The sequence below is a fragment of the Paenarthrobacter sp. C1 genome (genome assembly GCF_049315185.1).
GTDB classification, from domain to species: Bacteria; Actinomycetota; Actinomycetes; order Actinomycetales; family Micrococcaceae; genus Arthrobacter; species Arthrobacter nicotinovorans.
In genome coordinates, this window is record NZ_CP186052.1 from 3,555,851 (window position 1) to 3,582,115 (window position 26,265).

The window sequence follows — 26,265 nt, forward strand, 5'->3', positions numbered from 1 at the left end:
ACGGGCCTCGCTGTTTGTTCAACTTTATGTCCAACGATTGCACTAACGTTTACCGCTGGTTCATCAAAGACGTGCACAATATCTGGAACTCGTATTGGAAGAAAACATCAGGGAGATCCCTTTGAGTACGCTGCAAACCAGCAGGCCCAGCGGCGACGTCTGGCCCGAACTCCAGCGCCACCAGACAGTGGTGCTCCAGGACGCGCGCGGGAACCGCATCGAAGGAACCCTGGACGGAATGACCGACGACCGCAGCACCCTCTGGATCCAGCTCAAGGGCGGCCTGGGCCGTCAACTGATACACCACCTGGACGGCTACTGGCTGGAAACCACCGCCTGAGCAACTCCACAAGCCCCCGGCCGGCCCGGCCTGTGGCTAGTATTCCCGTATGACTCAAGCGCGATACCGGGACCTCGTCGAATGGCCGCTCATGGCCACGGCACTGATATTCCTCGCCGCCTACGCGTGGCAGGTCATTGGCCGGGTCGACGGGCCCTCGGCAGTCCCTTTCGAGGTGATTCTGTGGATCACCTGGGGAATTTTCGCGCTGGACTATTTCGTCAACCTCTGGCTTGCCGAGGACCGCATGCGCTGGTTTGTATGGAACCTCCACGAACTCCTGATCGTGGTGCTCCCCTTCTTCCGGCCTTTGCGGTTGTTGCGCCTGGTCACCCTCCTCTCCGTGCTGCAACGCACCGTGGGCGAAACCCTCCGTGGCCGGGTGGCAACCTACGTCGCCGGGGCCGCCGCCATGCTCATCCTCATCGGTGCCCTGGCGGTGTTGGATGTTGAACAGAACGCCCCCGACGCCAAGATCCTGACCTTCGGCGACGCAGCATGGTGGGCCGTCACCACCATCACCACCGTGGGCTACGGCGATCTGTACCCGGTGACGCCCATTGGCAGGGTGGTAGCCGCCGCCCTGATGATGAGCGGTATCGCTGTTCTCGGTATCGTGACGGCCTCCATCGCTTCCTGGCTTGTCCAGCGGATCGAGGAGAACGCCGAGGGGGTCGCCGCCGCAGCGGGAGAAAAGGCAGCAGCGGCCGAAGAACCAGTCCGGGCTGAAATGGCGGACCTGGTGAGCGAAATCGCGGCCTTGCGGCTGGAGATTGCGGAACTCCGGAAAATCTCGGAGAGTCGCTGAGCGGCCACTTCTGCCCCCGGCTCAGACGCCCCACCCCGGCCCGGCTCGCGCTGGCCGGGGACACCCACATTCACTGCGGACAGCGCCCCGGACCAAGGACACGAAAATTTGGGTGTCCTCCGTCCATTGTCGTGGCCCGGACGAAAATGGCAGCTCAAATCGCGAGATTCCACCAGGGCACAAAAAATCCCCGGAACCAGTGGTTCCGGGGATTTTCTTTGGGTGGCAGATGAGGGATTCGAACCCCCGTAGGCGTTGCCAGCTGATTTACAGTCAGCCCCCTTTGGCCGCTCGGGTAATCTGCCGAACTTCAAAAGAAGATCACTTCCGGAGACCATTTCTTTCGATCCGGTAACCGAAGGCAGAGACAACCTTACAGAAGTTTCAGCGAAGAATCTAATCGGGCGCAGACACCCTGATTTTCCGCGTGTTTCAGGCTTGTCCGAGGATCCTGCCCGCGAGTTTGGCTTCGAACCTCTCGGCCTGTTCGGCAGTGATCTGGTTGAGCTGCACGGCCCGCAGAAGATCTGCGTGGACGCCGTCCATCCGGGCAGTGGCATCGGGAACCGGGCTCAGTACGATCGACGCAGCCACGGCCGCCGCAGCGACGGCGCTTGCAGCTGCCACGGCTGCCGTGCCAATCGAACCGGCTGCTGCCGAGGCGGACTTGCTGATGGACTGGACGGCCTTGCTGCTCATGCTGATCCTCCGACGATACGTTCTTTCAACTGGTACAACTCTCGGCCAGCTACCTCGGTTCCCACCTTGCGTGTGCTGTGAGCGAACTGTGAAAGCCCTCCACCGTCCCAAGTGCCGGCTTCCGTACTAGGCTGGATGCCAGACCCAACCCGCCCTCACAGGGCCCCCAACCTAAGGAGAGTCATGGCAGGCGAATCCACATTCGACGTCGTCAGCAAGGTAGACAAGCAAGAGGTCGCCAACGCACTGAACCAGTCCCAGAAGGAAATCGCGCAGCGATACGACTTCAAGGGCGTCGGCGCGGAGATCGACTTCAGCGGCGAAAAGATCCTCATGAAGGCCAACTCGGAGGACCGCGTACTTGCAGTCCTGGACGTCTTCCAGTCCAAGCTCATCAAGCGCGGCATCTCCCTGAAGTCCCTCGACCAGGGCGAGCCTTACCCCTCGGGCAAGGAATTCCGCCTGGAGTGCACCATCAAGGAAGGTATCGCCCAGGACATCGCCAAGAAGATCAACAAGATCATCCGCGATGAAGCCCCCAAGTCCGTCAAGTCCCAGATCCAGGGCGACGAACTCCGCGTTACCTCCAAGTCCCGCGACGACCTTCAGGAAACCATGAACATCCTCAAGAAGTTCGAAGAGGCCGACCTCCAGTTCGTGAACTTCCGCAGCTAATACGGATCTGACCGCGTGATTACTGGGCGCTTGTCCCGGCAGTCCGCACAGAGTCCGCAGAATCACCGAGGACCGCAGCGATCAGCCTTGATCCTGCGGTCCTCGTTTTGTCCTCGGCAGTCGGCCATAGGTGGGAGTAGGTATTCAGTGTGATCGACGGCGCCGCGTGCCCCAGGGCCCGCTGCACAGTTACGACGTCGCAGCCATCAGCGATAAGCCCCGACGCGTAGAAGTGCCGCAAGTCGTGAAGCGTGAACGTGCCTATGCCGGATGCCTCACGAACCTGCTTCCAGCGGTCGGCCGCGGAGTTTCGGTTGAAGTACGCCCCTCCATACCCGAATAGCCACTGCTCCTTGCCGAAAACGCCGACAGCCTGGACGTGCTGTGCAAGATCTTGGATCAACTCCTCTGCCACGAAAACGACCCGCTCTGAACCATGCTTCGGTGGGACAACTTCAGCCTCCGCCTTCGTGCTCCCCTGGATCTGCCGGGAGACACTGATCGTTCTACGCAGGAAGTCCACATCCCCTAGTTGCAGGCCAGCCGCTTCGCCCAAGCGCAACCCGGCGAAAGCGCACACGGAAATGAACGGGGCAAACCAGTCAGGGGCGGCCTTCAGGGCTTTCCCTAGCTGCTCAGGCGTGGGAATGGTCATCGCCGCTTCCCTACGCCGCTCACGGGGCAGCTTCGCCCCTACGCAGGGGTTCTCCGCAATCACCTTGTCTGTTACCGCAGCGCGGAACGCAGAGCTCACGATGTTGTAGTAGACCTTTACGGTGGCTGGCGCGAGCCTCGCAGATAGGCCCTTGACCCACGCCTGGACCTGCGACGGAAGAATCGACCGGATTGGCGAATCTCGGAACGTCGCCGCAGCCAACGCTTGCTCAGCCTTCAACTTTGTACCCGTGGCCCAAACCTGCGCGGCGGCCCACTGCTCAAACCACTGAGCGAAGGTGATTTTTCCGGCCTTAGGATCCACATAACGGCCCGTAACTACGGACGCCGTGACTTCATCAAGCCAGCGCTGGGCGTCTATCTTCCGCGAGAAGTGCCTGGCGTGCTCCTTACCCGCAGCATCGCGGTACCGGGCCCGCCAGCGACCATCAGGCCGCTTCTGGGTGCTCGCCACCTCTACACCGGATTCTGGTTGAAGCCATCGGTGTAGTCCGCTTCGACAAGGCGCTCAGCTTCATTACCCTGCGCCTCCCGGCCAAGATACAACCGAACGAACTTTGCCATGAAGGCCTCTACGCCCGGGATCTGATCGTCCCTGAAGGCAACTACTTCTTCCCAGCTCACTGGCCACTGGTCTAGTCGCTGCGTGGCTCCGGCCAGATATTCGAGGATGTCGCTCGGCTCCCCCTCAATGTCTTGCAGAACCTCTTGGTAATTCTCGATGTGCTCGAGAACCTGCCAGATATTGAGCAGAGTCGGCCAGAGTTCGTTAGCAAGCTTCCTCAGAGACAAGTTTGCTTCCAGGCGATAGGACCTCAGTTGCGTGGGCGGATCTTTAGGCGGTGCCAGAGTCAAGTGACCAAGACTCACCCCCAAGGCCTTGGCAATCACTACCGCTTCTACAAGCCGGACCGAGCGCGTGCCCTTCTCGATACGCGAGACCGCTGAAGCGTCCACGCTCATGCCTTCGCGCTCCAGCGCTTCCGCAAAAGCCCGTTGACTGAGTCCTTGGGCTCGACGCGCTCTTGCCACTGCGGCCCCAAACAGGTCATCGGTTGTCTGCGGCATTGGTTGTTGTTGCATGTGGAACATCGTATGCGCTTGACAACAACAAAGACAACAACCAGCATTGAGTTGTCGGCAATAGCAAGTGTTGTCGAATCGAACATGTAGGAGGAGAAGTGGCAATAGCAATCGCTACCCTGCTGACGCTGGCGGAAACTGCCGAACGGCTCCGTAAATCGGAAGCTCAGTTGCGTTGGATGATCCACAGCGGCACGGCTCCACGGTCCGCCAAAATTGGCGGTCGCCGGGTCTTCAGAGCGTCCGATGTCGAGGAGTACATCAACGCAGCGTTTGAGTCGGAGTCGGCATGAGTGGCTGCAATTGCGAATGGCTCGGGCTCTGCTACTGCGAAGGACCACCAGTGCCAGTGATGACGCCAGCAAAGAGATGCCGGATTCGAATTAAAGGACAAAAAACAAGCGGTGACGCCTCGCCAAAGACCGTCACCGCCGATGAACCAACACCCACCAAGGAGTAGATCCATGAAGCACACTATCAAAGTCCCAACCACTGTACGAGAGATTGGCGACCTGGCCGAACAACTCGACATGGGATTTACCGAGATCCTCGACTTCTTCGCAGAGTCCTGCGGCCCGAACTGGTGGAACCACGATCACGAGGACTTCACTGTGGAGTTCTTCGAACGAAGCGAATACGTCGCCCAAGAGCTCGGGCACACAACGCCGGAACCACCATCGGGATACGACCTCGCAGACGGGTGCTCAGACCACTACGTCGGAGATGAATACGCCAAGCGCGGATGGATCATCACGCCCGCATGGAACGCCACCACAAATAGGCACTCGATCGAACTGTGGCTAGCAGACCACGAGGAACCTCGATACGCAGACTTGGCTCCCGAAGATGCCTACGACCTCGCCGCAGACCTCATCATCGCTGCCAGGGCCGTAACGGCCGAGTCAAAGGCCTAGGGCCACGAAACGAACGGAACGCCAACGAATGGGAGCCTCGAACGTAGCAAAGGTATTCGCCTACTGGCGTCACCTCAACTACCGGGAAAAATGCGCGCTTGCGTACATGGCTCTCGTAGCTCTCGACGCTGACAAGCCCCCCGTCTATTTCGGAGGCTGGAAAGCAGTGGCCGACGCCATGGGGCTGGATACCGAAGGTAAACGCTCCAGCTCGCAAGAAGCTTTCCGGCAGACGCTCGCGAAACTGACATACGCCGGCGCCGTTGTATCCAGCCGAGAAGCCAGGCTTGGAGTCAGAGCAGAATATGCGCTCACTCTGGACCCCGACCAGAGCTACGCCAAATGGGACAACGGTAAGGCTGGGAACGGCCGTGGCATCACCTGGGAAGCCATCCCACGCGAACGCTCATCCACCGGGCCGCACATCAGCCCCAATGAATCATTGCCCCAGGTGCCCCAACAAGACGTTGCCCCAATACCCAATGAATCATTGCCGCACGTGCCCCAACGAAACATTGGGAACAGCCCCAACGAAACATTGCCCCCTATGAGTACTGAGGAACCACTCGGAGGAATACAGGATGAAAAACAAGGAGGAGTACAAATCACCAATCAAAAGCACCTCACCAGAGCGAGCGCGGCTGAAAAGCCTGGATTGCTCGAAACCACCTCAGTAGAAGACCGACGCACTGCACAACTCGCAGCCATGGAAGCCCGCTACCCAGACATGTTCGAGGCATCATGACTAACCGTCGCCCCAGCATCCGGGTCCGTAAATACACGTGGCGGGATCAAGCCGGCAACGAAACCCCGGGCATCTCACTCTGGGGCCGCGACCTCGCCGCGCACCTTACCTACGACGAAGCACGACGACTGGCCGACAAGCTCCATGACCTCGTGGACGCAGCCAGCACCATCACAGAAAGCGATTAACCCAATGACCTACACCCCACCGGCCACACAACAAGACCTAGACCGCATCATCGAAGAACGCCTGGCCAGGGTAAGAACCCAGCAACCCGCAGACTACGACGAGATCAAAGCCAAAGCCGGGCAGACCGAAGCCCTACAGGCCCGCATCACTGAACTCGAAACCACCAACGGCGAACTCACTAACCAGATGCAGGCCAGTCAACGGACAGCCCTCTTGGAAGACATCTCACGGACCAAAGGCGTCCCTGCAGACGCCCTCCGCGGATCCACCCGTGAAGAACTCGAAACCCACGCAGACCAGATAGCAGCCATCACCAAACCCTCAGGGCCCGTAATCCCCGGCCAAGAACGAACCCCCGGCCAACTAGGCCCGAACCAGACCACGCAGTTCCTCGGCGAACTCTTCAACTAAGCGAAAGACACCACAATGCGATTCAAGATCACAGACAGCATCGAAACCAACCAGACCACCGCGCATCTCTTCAAGCGCGCTGTCAAGATAGCCGGCCTTGCACTCCCTGCATTCGAGACAGCAGCAGTGACTCAGCCCGCATTCAGGCCACCCACGAAGGAAGAAGTCGCTGAGGCTGCCTACAAGCTCGCTTCAGCGGGCAAGGACCCATCGGCGGACTCGGACATTCAGAAGATGCTTCTGGCCCGCGTCCTGGCCGAACAAACGGGAAGCCTCCAATACCGCCACCGCGTCGAAGTATCCAAGGCAGAACTTGAGTACTACCAAAGCAACGCCCCCGCCCTGCTCCAGGAACTCGCCACGGCATTCCAGGAAGCCGTAGAAACCATGCAAGAAGCAATCCCAGTCATCGGCCACGTCACCCTCGAAGACGCCATAGGCCAAACCGGGAACATGCCACCAAAGCACGCCCAAGCCGTAGCCGGAGCTTTCGCCGCCAACAGCCAAACCCAAGGCATGATCGAAGCCCTGCCGTACATCGTTGCGGTGGCCACCGGCACCCCGCTGGAACACAACCCCGCTCATGCAGCCCTCGCCTACACCAAGCCCACCTATCACCAGTTCGATGAGCACCGACTCACCAGCAGCACAACTCACAACAACCACAACCGGAAACACAACGTCTGGGACATGCTCAACGACGGAATCACCGTCGAACTGGCAACCAGCCAAGAAGAACTTGAACAGCGAACCAACCACCTGGAGCGCGGCGCACCGAACAGCCGGCGCGACACCAGAGCCGAAGAAGCCCAACACTCAGAAGCCCGCGCACAAGCCAAAGCCATGGGATTCAGCTAAGCCGATGAGGTGCCGTGACACAGCCCAGATGCCACTGTCGCGGCACCCCCAGGCCCTATACCCCCTCCACCCCCATCTCCTAGCCCCCTCCGGCATAGCGATCTCTCCCCGCGTTTTTTTCCACACGGCCAGGCCAGATGGCGTCAGCGCGGTCCTGATAAGGCCTCTGCGGGAGGCTCGGCAGGCGGGTGGTCAAAGTTGGACTATGACCGATGCGAAGGCCCCGAATCTATGGGGCAAATCCGCATTCCCCGACATTCCGCCGATTATCCGTAACAGCCAGAAAGGGACGCCGAACATGCCACGACAGACCGTTTTCGACGCTTCCGAATCTGGCAGCCGCCTGGATGAGCTTCGGGCGGTCAGGGCCGTCCTTGCTAGGGCCATGGATAACCCTCGGACACTGCCCAGGGAGCTTGGGCCGATCTCCCGGCAGCAGATGGAGTTCAGCCGGCAGATCGCCCTCCTGGAGGCCGTACAGCCGGAGGAAGAGTCCCCGGCGGATGAGCAATGGGATGGCGGGGCAGCATTTTGACAGCTACTCAAATTACTTCGCAGTTGCGGCATAGCCCGCGTGTTTCGCTTCCCACTCCGGGGAGCAGTGTCTTGCGATTCAAGCCGAAAGGTAGGCCAACAATGGCTGTAAAGCACGTCCCGACTCTTGATGAGTCCGGCAAGATCTTCGACAAGCATCTTCCGGAGCGGTTGTCTCCGGAGAACATCCAAGCCAAAACCCTCACCCCGGATCCGGAACACCCCGGCTTCTACCTGATTGGAGAATGACCGATGGTAAACCGCCTCGTATCTGTAGATGACACCTTCACCCTCCCGCCCTCAGTCAAAACAACTGACGCGAACCTCCCCACCCGCCTCGGAACAACGGCACTTAATGCCACTATTGGTGAGCAAATCCCGGCAAGGCCTCTGACTCCCGAACTCACGCCCAGTGAACTCGTTGCAAATTCTCTGGATTATGGGCAGGGCTTCCTCCGCGTCGCCATAGCCGGGGACTCAACCGTGAATGACTCGAACGACCCGCCCCGGAAATTCCTACTCCGGATAGGGCAGATCACGCCCGCTACCTACGGCACGTACGAAAAGCAGTTCGATGCCACAGTGCAGGCGTACAAGGCGATGGAGACGATCAAAGCCGGATCGTCTATTGGCGGCACCGGCGGCGTGATCATGACGGACACGTTCAATCGGACCGCTTCTGAGCTTGTCGGGTCAACTTCCAGCGGAGGGCAGGTATGGGACGGTGACTCGGGCGGATTCTGGACTGCTGATGGGTCGGTTGCCCACTCGCTCAACGGCCCCCGCAACCTGGCTGTCAACGCGCTCACCCCGAATGCAACCATCACAGGAACAGTTGATCTAGTTACTTCCGCAAGCGGCTTCTCTCCGAACATGCGCTTCTACGTTGGCTCGAACGGCAAGACAACCGCAACTTCTACGACCCACCTTTTCGCTCAGTTGGCGGTATCCACCACAGGCGTAGGGAACCTCTCGGTCTACAAGCGGATCAATAACGTCCTCACCCAGCTAGGCACAACCGACTTCAGCACCGGTATCCCCGGCACCTCTGCCACGCCACAGAAGGCCACGGTGAAAGTAGAGTTGGCGATCCAAAACCTGACCGTCACGCTCACGCCAGACGGCGGCACGCCGAAGGTCTACACATCCACCATCACCGAAGCGGATTACGCGGCACTGGGCACTTGGGCGATGGTATCGACAGCTAACAACACCGCCGACGCCGCACGGCTCGACAGCATCACCATCGAAACGCCCTACACGCCGCCGATTCTCAGCGGGATCGAGGTTTGGAATGGCGCCGTTGGTGGAACCAACCTCACGTACCAGAAGGACCGCCTGGAACTCCTCTACCCGGCAGCAACAAAGTTCGACATCCTCTTTGTCACTGGCGGACACAACAAGGGGACTGCGACGCCAGCCTCCTTCATTACAGAGGTGGACGGATTCGTGGCGGCTTTCAAGGTTGCCCATCCGGAAACCAAGATTGTCATCAGCTCCCAGAACCCGCAGAAGGCGCCGGCCACAACTGGCGTAGCTCACGCGGCGCGGCAGTCCGCGCTGCGGGCCTACGCAATGGACAAGGGATACGAATACCTCCCCGTATTTGAGGCCTTTACTGCACAAGAAGACAAAGGCCTATCCCTGATCATCGACACCGATGGAATCCACGCGAAATATCCCGGCTACCCGGTTGCCAACGCGGGCCTAACGAGCCTCGCGTGGTCTGGAAGCGTCCTATGGGCCTCTGTGTGGCTGGACGCGATCAACGCCCGGCGCATAACCAACTTCCGTCCTATGACAGCGCTTCCCCCGGCATAGCCGAGAGGGGCAACATAAGACCGGTATTGCCAGCAACTCAACGGAGCCCCCATCCTCTTCGGAGGGTGGGGGCTCTCTGGTTGCTTGAGAAGTGCTAGCTATCGCCGGAGTCAGGCTCAGGTTCCTTGGCTTCCTCGCGGCGGTGGTGAATTTGCTTGCTGCCTCGCTCCGGCAGCAGCTCCCTCAGGAAGCCAAGCACCGGCAGACCAAGGAATGCCAGGCCGGCGACGGTATTACCGACAGCGAAGAACACAATGGCACAGCCAACACAAAGAACCATCAGCGCGACAGCTGACTGTCGGCCCCTCACGGCTTCGTTAATTTGTGCAGCGACCAACTGATCCAGCCGCTTGGAAGGAGCGATTGTTTGGGACTCAACAATGGCAAAAAAGCGTTCCGGCGCGTCTGGGACTAGGGCCTGAAACTTCGCCATTTCCTCAGAGTCCGGCATGGGGCCGGACCAAGAACGAGACGACGCCCTGGCGACCAGTATGTCTACCGCACGCCGCGCCTGATCCTCGTCAAGGTCCGGATCGACTATTTCCCCTTCTTGCTCTTCTTCCTCGCCAGAGCCGATGAGACCTCTCTCATCAGGCGCTCGTAGTTCTCCTGAGAGCGGCCTTCCATCTGGGTCAGGTCGCGTTCCATCTGAGCCAGCGCCGCCGAGTTGTTCAGACGCAGGCTGCTCAGGTTCAGCGTCCTTCGTTTGTTCATGTTCGGGCTTAGGTGCAGGGTCCCCATGGCTCAATTCATCTCCTGTTGCTTGAGGCAGCATGTTAAATCATGTTGCCTATGTGCATGGTATATAACGCATGAGAACGTGAAATCAATCCCATGACGCGTAAATCATGACTCCCATGCACTTCCCGCACCATATCACCCGTGGATCAACGCCCACTGAGCTGACTGAGCATCCTAGCGACTTCTTTCTGTCGCTCCTTCGTCCAAGGTTCGGCCGGCTCGGGCGTGGCGATGATGGCTTGGTAGTGCTCTTCGCTGAAGCGGTAAAGCCTGCCAATCCTCGTGTGTGGCCACTTGCCGGAATTGCACATAGCGCGAACAGTGGCAGTGGAGACGCTTAGGCGGCCTGCCAGCTCCGCAGTCGTCAACATTCGAGGCTCATCCATGCGCCCGATCCTACTCAGGCAGCAAGTAGGAGCATGGGACTTCCTGACAAATCTGTCCGAAAGTACCCTTGAGGCCATGACTGTTCCGAAACTGGCTCTCACGTTCGAGGAAGCCGCTGAGGCATGCGGCTACAGCGTCCGCACCCTGAAGTATCAAGTGGCCGCCGGCAACCTCATGGCCCGCTACGCAAACTCCAAAGGTGTAATCCGCGTGGAAGACCTGGCGCAATGGTTGGATGACCTACCGGCGGAACCAAAGGCCGGCCATCGCCCAGTGAGCCACCTTGAAGAAGGCGAGGTTGTACACAGTGTGGACTCCCTTGGCGGCCGCGCAAAGGGCGTCATTAGTAGTGACACCCTTGGCGATGACCTTGGCACTACCGACCCAGTCTCCAAGGCGACGTACCGCACTCCCGAGGAAGTGGCGCCAGAGCTCGGACTAGCCAAGACCACCGTCCGAAACTTTGCCAGGGCATCAGGCATTCATACTCGAGTGGGCAACCGTATCAAACTGACTCAGGCCGACGTCGAAAGGTTGGTCATCTGGATAGGTGAGCAACAGGCCAAAAAGGACCAATGGTGGACCGTGGACGGACAGGAGAAGGATCCATTCGCCTGACGGTCGCGTTTCAAACGCGACCCCTCATGGGCCCACGTCAGACGGCAGGCTATCCAGCCAGGCGTCTAGCTCTGACGCCCGTATGACCGGCTTACTGCCGATGTACTTCACGGCGAGTTCCCCGCGCTCAACAAGGCGCTGGAGAGTTCGGACTGAAACGCCAACAGCGTTCGCCGCCTCCGGATACGTGTACGCGAGCTTAGTGGCGTGGCATGAGCAGCAGTCAGGCATGGTGCCAAGTCTCGCAGTCAGTCCGCAAAAAGTCCGCAAGAGGCCCTAATCCCGCCCCATCCTAACTACGCCTGACGACGAGAGAAGCCCGGAATGACAAGGGGGACAACGGCACCCTACGCCAGCCAATATGAGCTTTGCAGTTCGTGAACTTCCGCAGCTAACCAAGCGGTCGCCCGGCATTGGCCAGGGCGCGCCAAAGCCGGGATGCACGCCCCACGGGGCAGCGCGTCCCGGCTTTTTCGTTGCCTGTAACTACAGCGACTGTCGTAATGGACGGGAAAATTAGAGCACGATTAGTTTGCGTAATAGCCGCGGCACAGTATTCTTCTTCCTTAGGCGAGCCTAAGTACGGCTCCCCTTAGCGAAAGAACACTCACCATGACCGCCAACTTCCTGATCGGACTGCGCGAAGGCCTGGAGGCCTCCCTCATCGTGGTCCTGCTGATGGCTTACCTCATCAAGACCGGACGGCGGCACCTGATTCCCCGCCTCTGGATCGGCGTGGGAATCGCGATGGGCATCTCCCTCGGCTTCGGCGCACTGCTGACCTTCGGCCCCCGCGGGCTGACGTTCGAGGCCCAGGAAGCAATCGGCGGCGGGCTCTCCATCATTGCAGTGGCACTGGTGACCTGGATGGTCTTCTGGATGGCCAAGACCGCCCGCAGCCTCGGCGGCGAGCTGCGCTCCCAAGTGGACAAAGCGGCCGACGGCGCCGCATGGGGCCTCGTGCTCGTGGCGGCACTGGCCGTGGGCCGGGAAGGGCTGGAAACTGCCCTCTTCATCTGGGCTGCAGCCCAAGCCACAGGCGAAACAACCCTCCCCTTGCTCGGTGCGCTGCTCGGCCTGGTCGCAGCCGCCGGGCTGGGTTATCTGCTGCACCGGGGTGTCCTGAAGGTCAACCTGGGCCGCTTCTTCACCTGGACCGGAGTCGGCCTCATCATCATCGCCGGCGGCGTACTGGCCTACGGTGTCCACGACCTCCAGGAAGCCGGCATCCTTCCGGGACTGCACAACCTGGCCTTCGATGTCTCAGCCGCCATCCCGCCGTCGTCCTGGTACGGCACCCTGCTGAAAGGCACCCTCAACTTCTCCCCCGCCACCACGTGGCTGGAAGCGGCAGCCTGGCTGCTGTACGTGATCCCCGTGCTGTCCCTGTACATCCGGGCCAACCGTTCCTCCCGTCCCAAAGCCGCCGGCACCATCCCAGCTCCCGCAGTCGCAGCACAGCCCTAAGGCTGTCTCCCCTTACGCCCTCAGGCACACCGCCGTGCGCCCGTTCATAGACAAAGGATTCACCCATGCCCGTTTCAACGAAACTCCGCAATACCCTTGCCGTGATCGGCGCGGCCGCGGCCGTACCCCTGGTCCTCGCCGGTTGCACTGACAACGCGAAGACCACAGCCGCCGCGGATGGCCCCATCCAGGTCAGCAGCACGGCCAACGAGTGCAAGGTTTCCGCTGCCACCGCACCCAGCGGCAACCTCACCTTCGCGGTGAAGAACGAAGGCACCGAGGTCACGGAGTTCTACCTGCTGGCAGAAGACGGCCTGCGCATCCTGGGCGAAGTGGAGAACATCGGACCCGGGATCACCCGCAACCTGGTGGTCACAGCCCCGGCAGGCAAGTACAACACCGCGTGCAAGCCCGGCATGCAGGGCGATGGCATCCGCGCTTCCTTCGAGGTCACCGAGTCCGGCAACAAGCCCAGCGTCGACGCCGATTTCCAGAAGCTCCTGGACACCGGCACCCAGCAGTACGCCGCCTACGTCAAGGACCAGACCGAACAGCTCGTCACCGGCACCAAGGCATTCGCCGACGCTTTTGCCGCCGGTGATGCCGCGAAGGCACGCGAGCTCTACGCGGCCACCCGCATGCACTGGGAACGGATCGAGCCGGTGGCTGAATCCTTCGGCGACCTCGACCCCAAGTTGGATGCCCGCGAAGCCGACCTTGAGCCCGGACAGGAATGGACCGGATGGCACCGCGCCGAAAAGGACCTCTTCCCGCCCGCAGGCTACACGGCCATGACCGTTGCTGAGCGCACCGCCATCTCCAAGCAGTTGGTCGCCGACACCGAGGACCTCGCCACCCGCACCCGTACCGTGGAGCTCACTGCGGACAAGCTGGGCAATGGCGCCAAGGAACTCCTGGATGAAGTGGCCACCGGCAAGGTCACCGGCGAAGAAGAAATCTGGTCGCACACGGATCTCTGGGACTTCCAGGCCAATGTTGACGGCGCCCGCATCGCCTTCGAGAGCCTGAAGCCGGCCCTGGAGCAGAAAGACGCTGAGCTCTCCAAGTCCTTGGATGAAAAGTTCGCGGCGCTGCAGGCCGAACTGAAGAAGCACGCAAAGGGCGACGGCTTTGCCTACTACAACGAGCTCAGCCCGGAGCAAGTCCAGGGTTTGGCTTCGCTGGTTGACTCGCTGGGTGAGCCCCTTTCCAAGCTCACCTCAGCCGTGGTCCTGTGAGCGGCTGCCCCTTCGGGCACACCGGTGACGCCGCCGGCGTCGAGCGTTCCGGTGAGCCGAACGACGTCGTAACCTCCCGAGGGGCGACCGACGGCGGCACAGCGGCTACCGCTGAAACCGTCACCCCCCGGATGTCCCGCCGTGGCCTGCTGTCACTGGCGGGCGTGGGCGGGGCCGGAGCCGTTGCCGGCCTGGCCGCCGGCTTCCTGGGCCACGACGCCGTGACGGCAACCGCAGCATCTGCCTCCGTTCCGGCCGCCGGAGAAGCGGTAGTCCCGTTCTTCGGAGACCATCAGGCAGGTATCACGACCCCTGCCCAGGACCGTCTCCACATGGCCGCGTTCGATGTCACCACCGAGGACCGCAAGGAACTCATCAAGCTCCTGAAGGACTGGACTGCCGCGGCGCAGGCGATGGCGGCCGGGGACCCCACCGGCAAGACCGGCGCCGTCGATGGACCTTATGACGCCCCGCCGGAGGACACCGGCGAGGCTTTGGACCTGGCGGCGTCGAAACTGACCCTGACGTTTGGTTTTGGTGCCGGACTGTTCGAAAAGGACGGCAAGGTCCGGTTCGGCCTGGACGGGCGGCGACCTGAGGCTTTGATCGACCTCCCCCACTTCCCGGGCGACGACCTCCAGCCGGGGCGCACAGGCGGAGACATCGTGGTCCAGGCCTGCGCCGATGACCCGCAGGTTGCCGTGCACGCCATCCGCAACCTGGCGAGAATCGGATTCGGAAAGGTCCGCGTCCGTTGGTCCCAGCTCGGATTCGGGCGCACCTCCTCAACGTCCCGGGCACAGGTGACTCCCCGCAATCTCTTCGGTTTCAAGGACGGCACCAACAACCTGAAAGTCGAGGACAACGCGCTGCTGGACGAGCACGTGTGGGTGGCCCCTGGCGGCCCTGCATCCGAGCAGTGGATGGCAGGCGGCAGCTATCTGGTGGCCCGCCGGATCCAGATGCACATTGAGATCTGGGACCGCACCTCACTGCGTGAACAGGAGGGGCTGATTGGGCGCACCAAGGGCGTCGGGGCTCCTTTGTCAGGCGGCGATGAGTTCAGCACACCGGACTTTGCCATGGCGGGCCGCAATGGCGAGCCGCTGATTCCCATGGACTCGCACATGCGGCTGGCCCACCCGGACCAGAACAACGGCGTGCGGATGCTCCGCCGAGGTTACAACTTCACGGACGGTTCGGATGGGCTGGGGCATCTGGATGCCGGTCTCTTCTTCATCGCTTTCGTGAAGGATCCACGGACGCACTACGTGCCCATGCAACTGGCAATGGCCAAGGGCGACACGTTGTCCGTGGAGTACCTGAAGCACACCGGTTCGGGTTTGTTTGCGGTTCCTCCCGGGGTGCAGGCCGGCGGGTTCATCGGCGAAGGACTGTTCGCTTAGCAGTCCCTGGTTGAGCGATCGCTGATGCAGGCCAGCCGGGGAGGCGGATCCCTCGAGCGCGGACAGAACCGAAATATTCCGCGGAAGGGTCCAAGTACCCCAGGGCAGACTTACCGTCGGTGACGCGGAAGGTGAAATCGAGTCACCGACCCATCACGGGTGGAACGAGCTGATCGTGACAGACTTGTTGGGTTCCGTCAGTAAGGACAATCCACCAGACGAAATCTGCATCGATCTGTTCCTGACGCGTAAGCGGACAAACGGGTTCGGTCGGCCGCGGACCCATCGGCTTGGGTCATGCCGAAATTAAGAACTGGCGAGGCTTGGCCTGGGCGGAGAAGCCCTGATCTGGAGCAGAGACAAGCTGTGCAGCGGTAGGCGGCGTACGCCAAGGGGCCACCCCATAGAGCATGAATGCTCCAAGACGACTTCTCGGCCTGAAATGCTGCTACTTGACATTACTGGTGGGGTTGGGCGCGGAGAACTCGAACTCGCCGATCTTCGTAACGCCGTCCACGTCGTAGACCGGGATGGTTACGTGACCTGGCACACGGTTCTCCTGCCACCTCAAGGCTTCTTCCGGTGATTTGAAGAGCGAAGGATCGCCAGTAGCAACCTTGCGTTCCGGGTTGCGGATATACCCGAGTCGACCGTTCGTGGCGTATACGCGAATCAGATCAGGCTCAGCGGTTTGGCCCTTGATTTCCTCCGGGACACCATATGTTTGTCCTCCTGCGGTGCGGTCAAGACCTGCATCCCCAGCGAAGGAAGTCACCTGGGACATTTCGGGTAGAGGTTGCTCCGTTGCCTGCACTGTGGCGTTGGCGACACCGATTCCCGCAGTGCCGAGAACAACAGCACCCAGAACAACCGAAAGAACCTTGACCTTACGCGACCTGTTTTTCATCGGTTCCCCTAAAAATTGACTCACGGGTTTTGGACCTTGCCTGGGATCAGACCGAAACGCCGCAGTTTTGCCCGTCGAGCTGCTCTCGAACATCGTGGCCCGGATGGCTGGCGAGACGCTTTTGGAAAGTTTGGACCGCTTCCGGTTTCTGCTTACGCGCTGCTGCTGGTAGCGGTGACATTGGCTTGGTTCCAGTACTGGATCCCGTTGAGTGTCTAAGAGCTGAGGTCGCCAGGAGCCGAGCTTGTGTGAGCGGCTGAAGGTTTCAAGGACAGCCCGACTACGACGCTGCCCACTGCCACTGCTTTTCTAATTAGGCGCATATATCCCCCGATATTCGCTGTGCCCCCTCGGACTTATGTCGAGGATGTTGGCTCAAAATATCAGGTAAAGGCACTGGCTACAATGCTCGTCGGGATTGGATTACAACGTTGCAGATGTAATCACTGCAGGTACTGGACAGGATGGCCGCGGATGTAAGCCAGGCGCCACACGTTCCGGCATCCAACCTTGAGGCCTAGCAGCTCTCCGTCTTCAGCAGCGCCCTGACCTGGTCCGCAGAGACATTGAGTTCCTCAGCGACCTGATCAATCGTCGGGAAGCAGTGCTTTGTTCATGGCCTCAAAGACGCTTTGCCCGCAAGAGCTTGATGGTCTGGATGATCAGCGCCGCCAGCAGAAGCGTGATGAAAACCCCGGGCAGACGTCCCGTGGTCACCACGGCGTCGATCGTGTTCACCAAACTCAGCGTGAGCGCCACGAGTGTCATCACGAGCGCTGCAAGCAATGGAACTTTCGATGAAGACCTTCTGGCTGCGACGTTCCAGATTCCTGTACCCAGCAGCGCCAGAAGGTAGCAGACGTTCAGCGCAATAAACCCGGCCTGCTCGGACCTGTCGGCATCAGTGAGCGATTCCAGCACTGAAATGTATGGAAGGTAGAGCAGGAAGGACCCGGCAGCCGTGAGCACGGTGAAGACCATGAGGCCGACGCCGACCGAGGTTCGAGCCTTGACAGTCTTGGCCGGGTCGTTGCTTGAAGTAGATACAGGCATGTGCTCTGGACTCGGTACTTGAACGCTCATGGTTTCCCCCTTGGCAGCTAAGACATTCGAGTTGAAGAGTATCTTGCAGCGCTGCTGCCCGGGCGCCATGACATACAGTGATCCCCTGCCTGTTCTCGAATAACTTGCAGCCGCTGGTGTTGCGTCGGTTGCCTGCTCAGGATATTCGGACCCGGCAAACCGTCCACGGAACGCGAAAGCCGCTATATCCCACTACAAAGCAGCACTGAGGTGCAGGCCTCCTGCGAAGTCCCCGGGGATTTCCGCCGCGACGGGTGCAGCAGTACCAACTGCTCGACGGGTCTTCAACCACGGTATGTGTCGCGCCCACGTTGCGGTACGACGCTTGATAACCCAGACACCGTCCTGCCGGGTTTTGCATCCCCGGGGCCCGTTCCGTGTCAGTCAGTGGCTCCGTCATGCCGACGCAGCGCGGCGCGCAGAACAAACCAAGCAGCACTACCGCGCCCTCTCCATCAAGCTTATTGCTGCAAGCACGTCAGGCGAGCGGGCGCCCTGCCATTCCCTCCAGTCGGCTGATGCGTTCCTTCATGGGCGGGTGGGTGGAGAACATGCGCCGCATGCCGCCGCCACGGAACGGGTTGGCGATCATGAGGTGCGAGGCGTTGACCAGCCTCTGGTCCTGCGGAAGCGGCAACTGGCTCACCCCGGACTCGATCTTGCGCAGCGCCGAGGCCAGTGCCAGCGGGTCCCCGGTGAGCTGGGCGCCATCCTCGTCCGCGTCGAATTCACGGGTGCGGGAGATCGCCATCTGGATGAGCGAGGCCGCAAATGGTGCCAGCAGCGCCATGGCAATGGTCGCCAGGGGGTTCGCATTGCGCCGGTCGCCGCCTCCGAAGATCAGCAGCATCTGGCCCACGGATGTGATGACGCCGGCCACAGCCGCGGCCACGGACGACGTCAGGATGTCGCGGTTGTACACGTGCATCAGCTCATGGCCCAGCACGCCCCTGAGTTCCCGGGCGTCCAGCAGGTGCAGGATACCTTCGGTGCAGCAGACAGCGGCGTTCTTGGGGTTCCGGCCGGTGGCGAAGGCGTTGGGTGTCATGGTGGGTGAAAGGTAGATCCGTGGCATGGGCTTGTTCGCCCGCACGGACAGCTCCCTGACGATCTGGTACAGCTGGGGAGCCTGGGCCTCAGTGACCGGGTAGGCAGCCATGGATCGAATGGCGATCTTGTCGCTGTTCCAATAGCCGTACGCTGTGGTGCCCACGCCGATCAGGGCCATGATCCAGATGGGGGCGGTGCTCCGGGTTCCTGAGGCAATGATGGCGCCCAAACCCAACAACACCGCCCACAGCACACCGAAGAGTGCCGCGGTCTTGAGTCCATTGTTGTGTTTATGCACGTTGCTCTCGTTCTCTTTCTTCAGCTCTTGCAGGGGCTTTGCTTCGTTTAACGCCGACGCCGGTCCGCCTGTTCCGGGCCCAGGCGCCGGTTCCTGGCTTGGCCCCCGCCTGCTCAGGGCACCGGATGCTTTGAATCGTAGGCGACGAAGCCGGGTTGGAGTCGGGAAGCGAGCCATGCCAGGGCAATGCACAGGACTCCACCCAGCAACAGCACCCCACCCTCGCTGAGGAACTGTGTCACTCCACCGGCAAGCATGTCTCCCACCCGGGGTCCGCCAGCTACCACCACGATGAACACCCCTTGCAACCGCCCACGCAGATGGTCCGGTGTGGCCGCCTGGAGAATCGTGGTCCTGAAAACGGCACTCACGGAATCCGAAATACCTGCGAGCGCACAGCAGAGCGCGGCCGGCATCAGCCACGGCGTGGTTCCATTGCGTCCGGCATCACCTGCGAGGAGCACCACCAGCCCAAAGCCGGCAATTGAGGCGCCCCACCCCATCACGGACCACACCACGGCGCTGCCCTGGCAGCGTACCCTTCCCAACGGACCAGAGAAGAGGCCCGCAAGGAACGCTCCCACAGCCGTGGAAGCGAGCAGCACACCCACGGTGGTTTCGCCTCCACCGATCATCACGGCGCCAATGGCGGGCATCAGGGCCCGGGGTTGCGCGCAGATCATGGCGATGAGGTCGATGATGAAGGTCATGCGGACGTTGGGCCGCCCGCCCAGGAACCGGAAGCCCTCCACCGCGGAGCGGAACCCGGGCCGGACGGCATCCTTGGAGGGCGGCAGCGGCGGAAGCCTGAAAAGTCCCCACAACGCGAAGGTGAAGCTGATGACGTCAATCGTGTAGGTCCACCCGAAGCCGATGGTTGCCACGAGTACCCCGGCCAGGAGTGGTCCGGCGGTCATCGAGAGGCCAAAGGTCAGCATGCTCAAGGCGTTGGCCGCGGGCAGCAGGTCCTTGCGGACCAGGAGTGGAATGATGGCGCTCCGGGCCGGGCCGTTGATGCCTTGCGCTCCGCTTTGGATGGCTACCAACGCATAAAGAACCCAAATGTTGCCCAGACCCAGCCACGCCTGCAGTGCCAGGCCGGCCGTGGAAGCCCATAAGACGAGGGACGCAATCAAGGCCACTTTGCGTCGGTCGTAGGCATCGGAGATGGATCCACCGTAGAGGCCGGCAATGACCAGGGGAACCAACGCGAAGATACCCAGGAGCCCCACGTAGAAACTTTCCTGGGTGAGCCGGTACACCTCCAGGCTGACAGCCACGAGGGTCAGTTGGGTGCCGATGGCGGCAACGGACGCCCCCAGCCAGAGACGACGAAAAGCAGGACTCTCCTTGATCGGAGTGATGTCTGCCAGTAGTTTTGCCACCGTCCAACCCTAACCAGCGCCACGGCTTGGTAGGCTCACCCCGGGGAAGGAGTTGACATGGTCATGTCACGACGACTGTTGTACCGTTCGGGCTTTTGGGAGATCGCCCGGCCACGTCATCCCCTCACAGCCGCGCACGTAGTGGTCAGGTTGTCTGATCCGTCCACGGATTTCGCGCTCCCGTCCGCAACTGACTGGCTTTTTTGCCACCATCTGGCACGCGCGGCCTTGGCGAAGGTCCTGGGCGTGGAGCACTGCGCCGTCATGTTCGCCCATCAGTGGCATCCGCTGGGAGCCGGGCTGGGTGAACCTGTGGCTGAATCGTCAACTCCGACGTTCCATCTTTTTGGACGCTGGGCTGGCGAAACCACGACGCCGGGACTTCAGCTCTCGCTGCCGGCGCACCGTCGGGTGGCCCTCCCCGAGTCCGAACTGGAGGCGACCGACGAGGCGATCCGTGAGTCACTGCGCCGCGAGCTGCCCGACGCGATCCTGGCGTCCGCAGACGCGGCCAGGGCCGCCGTCGAACCTGTTCCGGACCCCGCAGTGCTGGTACGGACGATTCCTGCGGGTGAGCGCCATACCGTCATGGAGCCCGTGAGCCGCGTAGCCTCAGTTCGGGACTTCCCGCCTGCTGACCTTTTGGCGATCGGTGCATCGCTGGGCGCGCTGCCGCTGTCCGGTGGCGTCAGCGGGTTCAGTTGCCTGGCCGTGGAGTCGCTGACCCCGGGAACGCCATTGCGGGTGCATGCGCTCGGCCGCTCGGCCGCGGAAGAACTCAACCCGGTAGTGGAATTGTTTCGTTCACCGGAAGTTAGCCTTGCCTTATTGTGAACTTATCAAAATAAGTGTTTGAATGAATGCATGACAGATCACACTGCTGAGCAGCAAGCATGGGCCGCGGCCCTGCATGCCCACGGCAGGCGTGTAACCAAACAGCGGCTGGCAGTGCTGGCCGCAGTCCAGCACCATCCGCACTCCCCGGCAGAAGGCATCCTTGCCGCTGCCCGCCAGGAACTGCCTGAACTGACGGCGCAGTCCGTTTATGTAGTGCTCAGCGACCTTACGGATTTGCAGATGCTGCGCCGCTTTGAACCCCCGCACTCCCCGGCGCTCTACGAAACCCGGGTAGGCGACAACCACCACCACGCCGTCTGCATCAGCTGCGGCAAGGTGGAGGACGTGGACTGCGCAGTGGGCCACGCACCGTGCCTCACACCGCACTGGAACGAAAATTCCAAGCCCATGACAATCCAGATCGCAGACGTCCTTTACCAAGGCATCTGCCAGGATTGCCAGGCCAAACAACAGCTTCCCGTAAATACTTCAGTAACTCAGAAATAGGAAAAAGGAGAACAATGACTGCCATTTCAACGACCCAGTCAGGTGCCCCCGTTACGTCCGACGCGCACTCGAAGTCCGTCGGCGCTGACGGTGCCATCATCCTGACCGACCACTACCTGGTGGAAAAGCTCGCCCAGTTCAACCGCGAGCGGGTCCCGGAGCGCGTAGTGCACGCCAAGGGCGGCGGAGCTTTCGGTACCTTCAAGACCACCTCTGACGTTTCTGCCTACACCAAGGCTGCTTTCCTGCAGCCGGGTGTCGAGACGGACATGCTGATCCGTTTCTCCTCCGTTGCAGGCGAGAACGGTTCTCCCGACACGTGGCGCGATCCCCGCGGTTTCGCCGTGAAGTTCTACACCTCCGAGGGCAACTACGACCTCGTGGGCAACAACACCCCCGTCTTCTTCATCCGCGACGGCATCAAGTTCCCGGACTTCATCCACTCCCAGAAGCGCCTCCCGGGTACCCACCTGCGTGACGCTGACATGCAGTGGGACTTCTGGACCCTCTCCCCCGAGTCCGCACACCAGGTCACCTGGCTCATGGGCGACCGTGGCCTGCCGGCTTCCTGGCGTGAAATGCAGGGCTACGGTTCGCACACCTACCAGTGGATCAACGCCGCCGGCGAGCGTTTCTGGGTCAAGTACCACTTCAAGTCCAACCAGGGCGTCAAGACCATCACTGGTGACCAGGCTGAAGAGCTGGCCGGTTCGGATGCAGACTTCTACATCCGCGACCTCTCCGAGAACATCGAGGCCGGCAACTTCCCGTCGTGGGAACTCCACGTTCAGGTCATGCCGTACGAGGATGCCAAGACGTACCGCTTCAACCCGTTCGACCTCACAAAGGTGTGGCCGCACTCCGACTACCCGCTGATCCACGTGGGCACCATGGAGCTGAACAAGAACCCGGAGAACTACTTCGCGCAGATCGAGCAGGCCACCTTCGCGCCGTCGAACTTCGTGCCGGGCATCGCTGCTTCCCCGGACAAGATGCTGCAGGCCCGCATCTTCTCCTACGCCGATGCACACCGCTACCGCGTTGGCACCAACCACGCGCAGATCCCGGTGAACCAGCCCAAGAACCAGGTCAACAACTACAGCCAGGATGGCCAGGGACGTTACCTGTTCAACGCTCCGTCCACCCCGGTTTACGCACCGAACTCCGTTGGTGGCCCGGCTGCTGTCGAGCCGACCTCCCCCGCCGGTGGCTGGGAGAACGACGGCGAGCTCACCCTCTCCGCCCACACCCTGCACGCTGAGGATGACGACTTCGGCCAGGCCGGTACCCTGTACCGCGAGGTCTACGATGACGCCGCCAAGGCCCGCCTCCTGGACACCATCACCGGTGCTGTTGGCGGCGTGAAGAACGCCGACATCAAGGAACGCGCCATCCAGTACTGGACGAACGTTGACGCCGACCTCGGCGCCAAGCTCCGTGCCAACCTGGGCGCAGGCCAGACCGAGTCCGACGCCGAAGCAGCCAACAAGCTCTAAGCGTCTTTGCTCCAAGCACTTCCAGGAACACCCCGCCGCGGATCCACTCCGCGGCGGGGTGTTCTTTTTGTTTTCCACATAGCCCTTGTTTCCACATAGCAGCCTCCAGCTATGGCTGCGCCCTCATGCCGCTCCATAGGATCCCTGTATGAACACATTTGAAGGCATTCAGGCAGCCGCTTTCCGCTTCTACGAGGACCTTGAAGAGAACAACAACCGCGAGTGGTGGCTGGAGCATAAAGCGACATACGACGCCGAGGTCAGGGAGCCGCTGACGGCTCTCCTCGCGGAATTGGAGCCGAGGTTCGGGCCCGCAAAGATCTTCCGCCCCAACCGGGACATCAGGTTCTCCCAGGACAAGTCACCCTATAAAACGGCCCAGGGAGCCTTCGCAGCCACACGGGAGGGCGTTGGCTATTACGTGCAGATCAGCGCCGACGGTCTCCTGATCGGTGGGGGCTACCACTCCCACACGCCCGCCCAGTTGGCACGCTACCGGGCCGCAGTCGACGCGCCGGACAGTGGCCTGGCGCTGCAACAGATCACCGACGCCGTCTCCGCTGCTGGTTTTGCGATTGAAGGGGAAAAACTCAAAACCGTTCCCCGCGGCTTTGACAAGGACCATCCGCGGGCGGAGCTGCTAAAGCACAAGTCCCTGTCGGCCGGAGTGGAAGTCGGGCAGCCGGCGTGGTTGTCCACCGCAGCGGCCAAGGATGAGATTGCCTTCCGCTGGGAGACGCTGAGGCCCCTGGTGGAGTGGGTCAGTGAGTACGCGGCGCCGTGAGGGCTGGTGGCGTTGGGGCCAGCGCTGTGAGGGCTAGGGTCCCAAGGCTGGCGCCCAGTGAAGGGCCCTCTGGACGGGTGCGCTCCCGGAAACAGAAAACGCCCGGAAACCAGCGGTTCCCGGGCGTTCCCCTTGAGCTATGACAAAAGCAGCTGCCTGACAAGCAGCAGCGATGGGTCAGACCTTGGTGAAGGTGTCTTCGTCCTCGTCGCCGGTGGTCTTGCCGCCGCCTGCGACAGCGGCTTTGGCGGCTGCGAACTTATCGTTGAGCCGCGAGTGACGCTGGCCGTAGGAGAAGTAGATCACCATGCCGATCACCAGCCAGATCGCGAAGAAGATCCAGGTTTCCACGGCCAGGTTGGTCATGAGGTAGACGCACAGTACGGCGGAGACCCAGGGCAGGACCTTGCCGAACGGAACGCGGAACGCCGGCTTGAGGTCGGGGCGCTTCTTGCGGAGCACAAGGATGCCCAGGGAGACCATCACGAACGCGGACAGCGTTCCGATGTTGATCATTTCCTCCAGGAGGTCCACCTTGGTCACACCTGCCACGATCGCCACGGCGGCACCGCAGATGATCTGCAGGCGGGCCGGGGTGGAGCGCTTCTCGCTGGTCTTGGAAAGGGAGCGGGGCAGCAGACCGTCTCTGCTCATGGCAAGCACCACGCGGGACAAGCCCATGAGGAGCACCATGATGACGGTGGTGAGGCCTACCAGGGAACCGAAAGCGATGACCTTGGCGGCGTCAGTGTTGCCCACAGCTTCGAAAGCCGTGGTCAGGGTGGGGTTCTTGACTTCGGCCAGCTGCGTGTAGGAAACCATTCCCGTGAGGGCGAGGGAGACCAGGATGTAGAGCAATGTCACCAGCGCCAGGCCGCCGAAGATGCCCCGGGGCAGGGTCTTCTGCGGGTTCTTGACCTCCTCGGCGGAGGTGGCCACCACGTCGAAGCCGATGAAGGCGAAGAAGACCAAGGCAGCGCCTGCGAAGATGCCAAGCGTTCCGTACTGGGCCGGAGCAGCACCGGTCAGGAAGCCAAAGAAGGACTGCTTCATGACATCGGCCGCGCCCGTTCCGGCAGTCGGTTCGGAGGCCGGAACAAAGGGTGTGTAGTTGGAGAACTTCACGTAGCTGAAGCCCACTACGATCACGAACAGCACTACAGCGATCTTGATCATCGTGAAGACGTTGCCAACGCGGGCGGACAACTTTGTCCCCAGCACCAGCAGCACGGTGAAGATCGCGACGATGAGGAAGGCGCCCCAGTAAAGGTCAACGCCAAACACACTGATCGAGGGCGGCATCTCCACGCCCATCAAGCCAAACACCGTACTGAGGTAGATGCCCCAGTACTTGGCGATCACTGCCGCGGCGGTGAAAAGTTCGAGGATGAGGTTCCAGCCGATGATCCAGGCAAGGACTTCGCCCATGGTGGCGTACGTGAAGACGTAGGCGGAACCGGCAACGGGAATTGCGGTCGCGAACTCCGCGTAGCACATGATGGCCAACGCGCAGGTGACTGCTGCGATGGCAAAGGAAATAGTGACGGCGGGGCCGGCAAAGTTGGCGGCAGCCTTCGCGCCCACCGAGAAGATACCGGCGCCGACAGCGACGGCGACGCCCATGATCATGAGGTCCCACGTGCTCAGGCTGCGCTTGAGCTTGCGACCAGGCTCGTCGGAATCGGCGATCGACTGCTCAATCGACTTGGTCCTGAAAATGTTCATAAAAATGCCACATTCTGGATGGGGGTGGTATAGGACTCATCAAGAATAGTGTCCGACCAATGGACGGCCATATTTATCCCAGATAGTGAGACGCCTACCGAATTCGCGTGACAGGTGTGACTGGTGTGATGAGGGCCCGTAACCCTCATCACACCAGCCACCCACCCTAAATGCTTGGCACGTCCCAGTCCATGAGCGTTGATCGGATCAGGAATCGCTTCCCCTCGGGAGACTCAACGGAGAACCCACTGCCTCGGCCCGGAACCACATCCACGGTGAGGTGGGTGTGGGACCAGTAATTGAATTGCTCCTTGGACATCCAGAACTCCAGTGGTTTGGCATTTCCATCGGGCCCGAGGTCGAACCGCCCAAGGAGAACGTCGGAGTCACCTGTCAAGAACTCCCCCGCCGGGTAGCACATGGGAGCCGAGCCGTCGCAGCAGCCGCCCGATTGGTGGAACATCAAAGGGCCGTGCTGCTCCCAGAGTTTGAGGAGCAGCTCCACGGATGCTCCGGTGAGCGCCACCCGGGAGAAGTCCTCCCCGGGCAGCGTCACCGAAGCTTCCAGGATGTCCTGGGACATG

33 protein-coding genes and 1 tRNA gene are annotated in these 26,265 nt (G+C 61.2%); 20 read left to right on the forward strand and 14 right to left on the reverse strand.

Features of this window, described 5'->3' with window-relative positions; translation table 11 throughout:
- The first annotated feature begins 121 nt into the window (after positions 1–121).
- Together ACNAOU_RS16640 and ACNAOU_RS16645 are read left to right on the forward strand one after the other, a co-directional pair.
- A complete protein-coding gene (locus ACNAOU_RS16640) occupies positions 122–340 on the forward strand; it encodes a hypothetical protein (protein ID WP_026267021.1) in 219 nt (72 codons plus the stop codon).
- Between the two features lie 49 nt (positions 341–389).
- Complete coding sequence (locus ACNAOU_RS16645) at positions 390–1,148, forward strand: potassium channel family protein (RefSeq protein WP_422757256.1); 759 nt, start codon at positions 390–392, stop codon at positions 1,146–1,148.
- 223 nt (positions 1,149–1,371) lie between these two features.
- On the opposite strand, the gene ACNAOU_RS16650 is transcribed toward ACNAOU_RS16645, so the two are convergent.
- Positions 1,372–1,453: transfer RNA gene (locus tag ACNAOU_RS16650), tRNA-Tyr, on the reverse strand.
- A 127-nt stretch (positions 1,454–1,580) separates the two neighbouring features.
- Complete coding sequence (locus tag ACNAOU_RS16655) at positions 1,581–1,847, reverse strand: hypothetical protein (RefSeq protein ID WP_018776782.1); 267 nt, start codon at positions 1,845–1,847, stop codon at positions 1,581–1,583.
- Positions 1,848–2,030: 183 nt separating this feature from the next.
- Between ACNAOU_RS16655 and ACNAOU_RS16660 the strand changes: the two genes are divergently transcribed.
- Positions 2,031–2,522, forward strand: coding sequence for a YajQ family cyclic di-GMP-binding protein (locus ACNAOU_RS16660; protein ID WP_018776783.1), 492 nt, complete (start codon positions 2,031–2,033; stop codon positions 2,520–2,522).
- Between the two features lie 19 nt (positions 2,523–2,541).
- Here the strand turns inward: ACNAOU_RS16660 and ACNAOU_RS16665 are convergent, their stop codons facing one another.
- Together ACNAOU_RS16665 and ACNAOU_RS16670 are read right to left on the reverse strand one after the other, a co-directional pair.
- Positions 2,542–3,651, reverse strand: a complete 1,110-nt coding sequence (locus ACNAOU_RS16665) for a tyrosine-type recombinase/integrase (RefSeq protein ID WP_422757257.1) — start codon at positions 3,649–3,651, stop codon at positions 2,542–2,544.
- A 2-nt stretch (positions 3,652–3,653) separates the two neighbouring features.
- A complete protein-coding gene (locus tag ACNAOU_RS16670) occupies positions 3,654–4,280 on the reverse strand; it encodes a helix-turn-helix domain-containing protein (protein ID WP_422757258.1) in 627 nt (208 codons plus the stop codon).
- 98 nt (positions 4,281–4,378) lie between these two features.
- On the opposite strand from ACNAOU_RS16670, the gene ACNAOU_RS16675 reads away from it, so the two are divergent.
- The 9 genes from ACNAOU_RS16675 (at position 4,379) to ACNAOU_RS16715 (ending at position 9,752) form a co-directional block, all read left to right on the forward strand.
- The gene (locus tag ACNAOU_RS16675; RefSeq protein ID WP_422757259.1) at positions 4,379–4,573 is read left to right on the forward strand and encodes a helix-turn-helix transcriptional regulator; all 195 of its coding nucleotides are present in this window, start codon (positions 4,379–4,381) and stop codon (positions 4,571–4,573) included.
- A gap of 171 nt (positions 4,574–4,744) precedes the next feature.
- A complete protein-coding gene (locus ACNAOU_RS16680; RefSeq protein WP_422757260.1) occupies positions 4,745–5,194 on the forward strand; it encodes a hypothetical protein in 450 nt (149 codons plus the stop codon).
- A 28-nt stretch (positions 5,195–5,222) separates the two neighbouring features.
- Positions 5,223–5,939: a hypothetical protein gene (locus ACNAOU_RS16685; protein ID WP_422757262.1), complete on the forward strand. Its 717-nt coding sequence runs from the start codon at positions 5,223–5,225 to the stop codon at positions 5,937–5,939.
- Positions 5,936–6,127, forward strand: coding sequence for a hypothetical protein (locus tag ACNAOU_RS16690; protein WP_422757263.1), 192 nt, complete (start codon positions 5,936–5,938; stop codon positions 6,125–6,127). The genes ACNAOU_RS16685 and ACNAOU_RS16690 overlap by 4 nt, the downstream gene beginning before the upstream one ends.
- Positions 6,128–6,131: 4 nt before the next feature.
- Positions 6,132–6,539, forward strand: a complete 408-nt coding sequence (locus ACNAOU_RS16695) for a hypothetical protein (RefSeq protein ID WP_422757264.1) — start codon at positions 6,132–6,134, stop codon at positions 6,537–6,539.
- A 15-nt stretch (positions 6,540–6,554) separates the two neighbouring features.
- Complete coding sequence (locus ACNAOU_RS16700) at positions 6,555–7,397, forward strand: hypothetical protein (protein ID WP_422757265.1); 843 nt, start codon at positions 6,555–6,557, stop codon at positions 7,395–7,397.
- A 205-nt stretch (positions 7,398–7,602) separates the two neighbouring features.
- A complete protein-coding gene (locus tag ACNAOU_RS16705; RefSeq protein WP_422757266.1) occupies positions 7,603–7,932 on the forward strand; it encodes a hypothetical protein in 330 nt (109 codons plus the stop codon).
- A 101-nt stretch (positions 7,933–8,033) separates the two neighbouring features.
- Complete coding sequence (locus ACNAOU_RS16710) at positions 8,034–8,180, forward strand: hypothetical protein (protein WP_422757267.1); 147 nt, start codon at positions 8,034–8,036, stop codon at positions 8,178–8,180.
- A 234-nt stretch (positions 8,181–8,414) separates the two neighbouring features.
- Positions 8,415–9,752: an SGNH/GDSL hydrolase family protein gene (locus ACNAOU_RS16715; RefSeq protein ID WP_422757268.1), complete on the forward strand. Its 1,338-nt coding sequence runs from the start codon at positions 8,415–8,417 to the stop codon at positions 9,750–9,752.
- A gap of 94 nt (positions 9,753–9,846) precedes the next feature.
- Here ACNAOU_RS16715 and ACNAOU_RS16720 read toward each other — a convergent pair whose 3' ends face one another.
- The 3 genes from ACNAOU_RS16720 to ACNAOU_RS16730 all read right to left on the reverse strand — a co-directional run bounded on the left by ACNAOU_RS16720 (position 9,847) and on the right by ACNAOU_RS16730 (position 10,957).
- Positions 9,847–10,185, reverse strand: coding sequence for a hypothetical protein (locus ACNAOU_RS16720; protein WP_422757269.1), 339 nt, complete (start codon positions 10,183–10,185; stop codon positions 9,847–9,849).
- 104 nt (positions 10,186–10,289) lie between these two features.
- Positions 10,290–10,493 (reverse strand): hypothetical protein, encoded by a 204-nt coding sequence (locus ACNAOU_RS16725; protein WP_422757270.1) that lies wholly within the window; start codon positions 10,491–10,493, stop codon positions 10,290–10,292.
- A 146-nt stretch (positions 10,494–10,639) separates the two neighbouring features.
- On the reverse strand, positions 10,640–10,957 hold the full coding sequence (locus ACNAOU_RS16730) for a helix-turn-helix domain-containing protein (RefSeq protein WP_422757271.1): 318 nt from the start codon (positions 10,955–10,957) through the stop codon (positions 10,640–10,642).
- Between ACNAOU_RS16730 and ACNAOU_RS16735 the strand changes: the two genes are divergently transcribed.
- Positions 10,956–11,498, forward strand: a complete 543-nt coding sequence (locus ACNAOU_RS16735) for a hypothetical protein (RefSeq protein ID WP_422757272.1) — start codon at positions 10,956–10,958, stop codon at positions 11,496–11,498. The genes ACNAOU_RS16730 and ACNAOU_RS16735 overlap by 2 nt on opposite strands.
- 24 nt (positions 11,499–11,522) lie before the next feature.
- Here ACNAOU_RS16735 and ACNAOU_RS16740 read toward each other — a convergent pair whose 3' ends face one another.
- The gene (locus tag ACNAOU_RS16740) at positions 11,523–11,729 is read right to left on the reverse strand and encodes a helix-turn-helix domain-containing protein (protein WP_422757273.1); all 207 of its coding nucleotides are present in this window, start codon (positions 11,727–11,729) and stop codon (positions 11,523–11,525) included.
- 381 nt (positions 11,730–12,110) lie between these two features.
- On the opposite strand from ACNAOU_RS16740, the gene efeU reads away from it, so the two are divergent.
- The 3 genes from efeU (at position 12,111) to efeB (ending at position 15,609) form a co-directional block, all read left to right on the forward strand.
- Complete coding sequence (gene efeU, locus ACNAOU_RS16745) at positions 12,111–12,965, forward strand: iron uptake transporter permease EfeU (protein ID WP_039242499.1); 855 nt, start codon at positions 12,111–12,113, stop codon at positions 12,963–12,965.
- Between the two features lie 65 nt (positions 12,966–13,030).
- Positions 13,031–14,203 (forward strand): iron uptake system protein EfeO, encoded by a 1,173-nt coding sequence (gene efeO / locus ACNAOU_RS16750; protein ID WP_422757274.1) that lies wholly within the window; start codon positions 13,031–13,033, stop codon positions 14,201–14,203.
- Positions 14,200–15,609: an iron uptake transporter deferrochelatase/peroxidase subunit gene (gene efeB / locus ACNAOU_RS16755; protein WP_422757276.1), complete on the forward strand. Its 1,410-nt coding sequence runs from the start codon at positions 14,200–14,202 to the stop codon at positions 15,607–15,609. Before efeO ends, efeB begins: the two co-directional genes overlap by 4 nt.
- A gap of 448 nt (positions 15,610–16,057) precedes the next feature.
- On the opposite strand, the gene ACNAOU_RS16760 is transcribed toward efeB, so the two are convergent.
- From ACNAOU_RS16760 to ACNAOU_RS16775, 4 genes are all read right to left on the reverse strand, one after another.
- Positions 16,058–16,516, reverse strand: a complete 459-nt coding sequence (locus ACNAOU_RS16760; protein WP_039242506.1) for a hypothetical protein — start codon at positions 16,514–16,516, stop codon at positions 16,058–16,060.
- 621 nt (positions 16,517–17,137) lie between these two features.
- A complete protein-coding gene (locus ACNAOU_RS16765; protein ID WP_422757277.1) occupies positions 17,138–17,599 on the reverse strand; it encodes a hypothetical protein in 462 nt (153 codons plus the stop codon).
- A gap of 478 nt (positions 17,600–18,077) precedes the next feature.
- On the reverse strand, positions 18,078–18,947 hold the full coding sequence (gene htpX, locus ACNAOU_RS16770) for a zinc metalloprotease HtpX (RefSeq protein WP_039242510.1): 870 nt from the start codon (positions 18,945–18,947) through the stop codon (positions 18,078–18,080).
- A 113-nt stretch (positions 18,948–19,060) separates the two neighbouring features.
- Positions 19,061–20,332, reverse strand: a complete 1,272-nt coding sequence (locus tag ACNAOU_RS16775) for an MFS transporter (protein WP_422757279.1) — start codon at positions 20,330–20,332, stop codon at positions 19,061–19,063.
- Positions 20,333–20,395: 63 nt separating this feature from the next.
- Between ACNAOU_RS16775 and ACNAOU_RS16780 the strand changes: the two genes are divergently transcribed.
- The 4 genes from ACNAOU_RS16780 (at position 20,396) to ACNAOU_RS16795 (ending at position 23,956) form a co-directional block, all read left to right on the forward strand.
- Positions 20,396–21,166, forward strand: coding sequence for a hypothetical protein (locus tag ACNAOU_RS16780; protein ID WP_422757280.1), 771 nt, complete (start codon positions 20,396–20,398; stop codon positions 21,164–21,166).
- Between the two features lie 30 nt (positions 21,167–21,196).
- Positions 21,197–21,676, forward strand: coding sequence for a Fur family transcriptional regulator (locus tag ACNAOU_RS16785; RefSeq protein WP_018776790.1), 480 nt, complete (start codon positions 21,197–21,199; stop codon positions 21,674–21,676).
- A 14-nt stretch (positions 21,677–21,690) separates the two neighbouring features.
- Complete coding sequence (locus ACNAOU_RS16790; RefSeq protein WP_018776791.1) at positions 21,691–23,172, forward strand: catalase; 1,482 nt, start codon at positions 21,691–21,693, stop codon at positions 23,170–23,172.
- A gap of 148 nt (positions 23,173–23,320) precedes the next feature.
- On the forward strand, positions 23,321–23,956 hold the full coding sequence (locus tag ACNAOU_RS16795) for a DUF2461 domain-containing protein (RefSeq protein ID WP_275775801.1): 636 nt from the start codon (positions 23,321–23,323) through the stop codon (positions 23,954–23,956).
- Positions 23,957–24,133: 177 nt separating this feature from the next.
- Here ACNAOU_RS16795 and ACNAOU_RS16800 read toward each other — a convergent pair whose 3' ends face one another.
- Together ACNAOU_RS16800 and ACNAOU_RS16805 are read right to left on the reverse strand one after the other, a co-directional pair.
- The gene (locus ACNAOU_RS16800) at positions 24,134–25,681 is read right to left on the reverse strand and encodes an amino acid permease (protein WP_064721541.1); all 1,548 of its coding nucleotides are present in this window, start codon (positions 25,679–25,681) and stop codon (positions 24,134–24,136) included.
- A 166-nt stretch (positions 25,682–25,847) separates the two neighbouring features.
- Positions 25,848–26,264, reverse strand: a complete 417-nt coding sequence (locus tag ACNAOU_RS16805) for a DUF779 domain-containing protein (RefSeq protein WP_026267023.1) — start codon at positions 26,262–26,264, stop codon at positions 25,848–25,850.
- Position 26,265 lies beyond the last annotated feature (1 nt).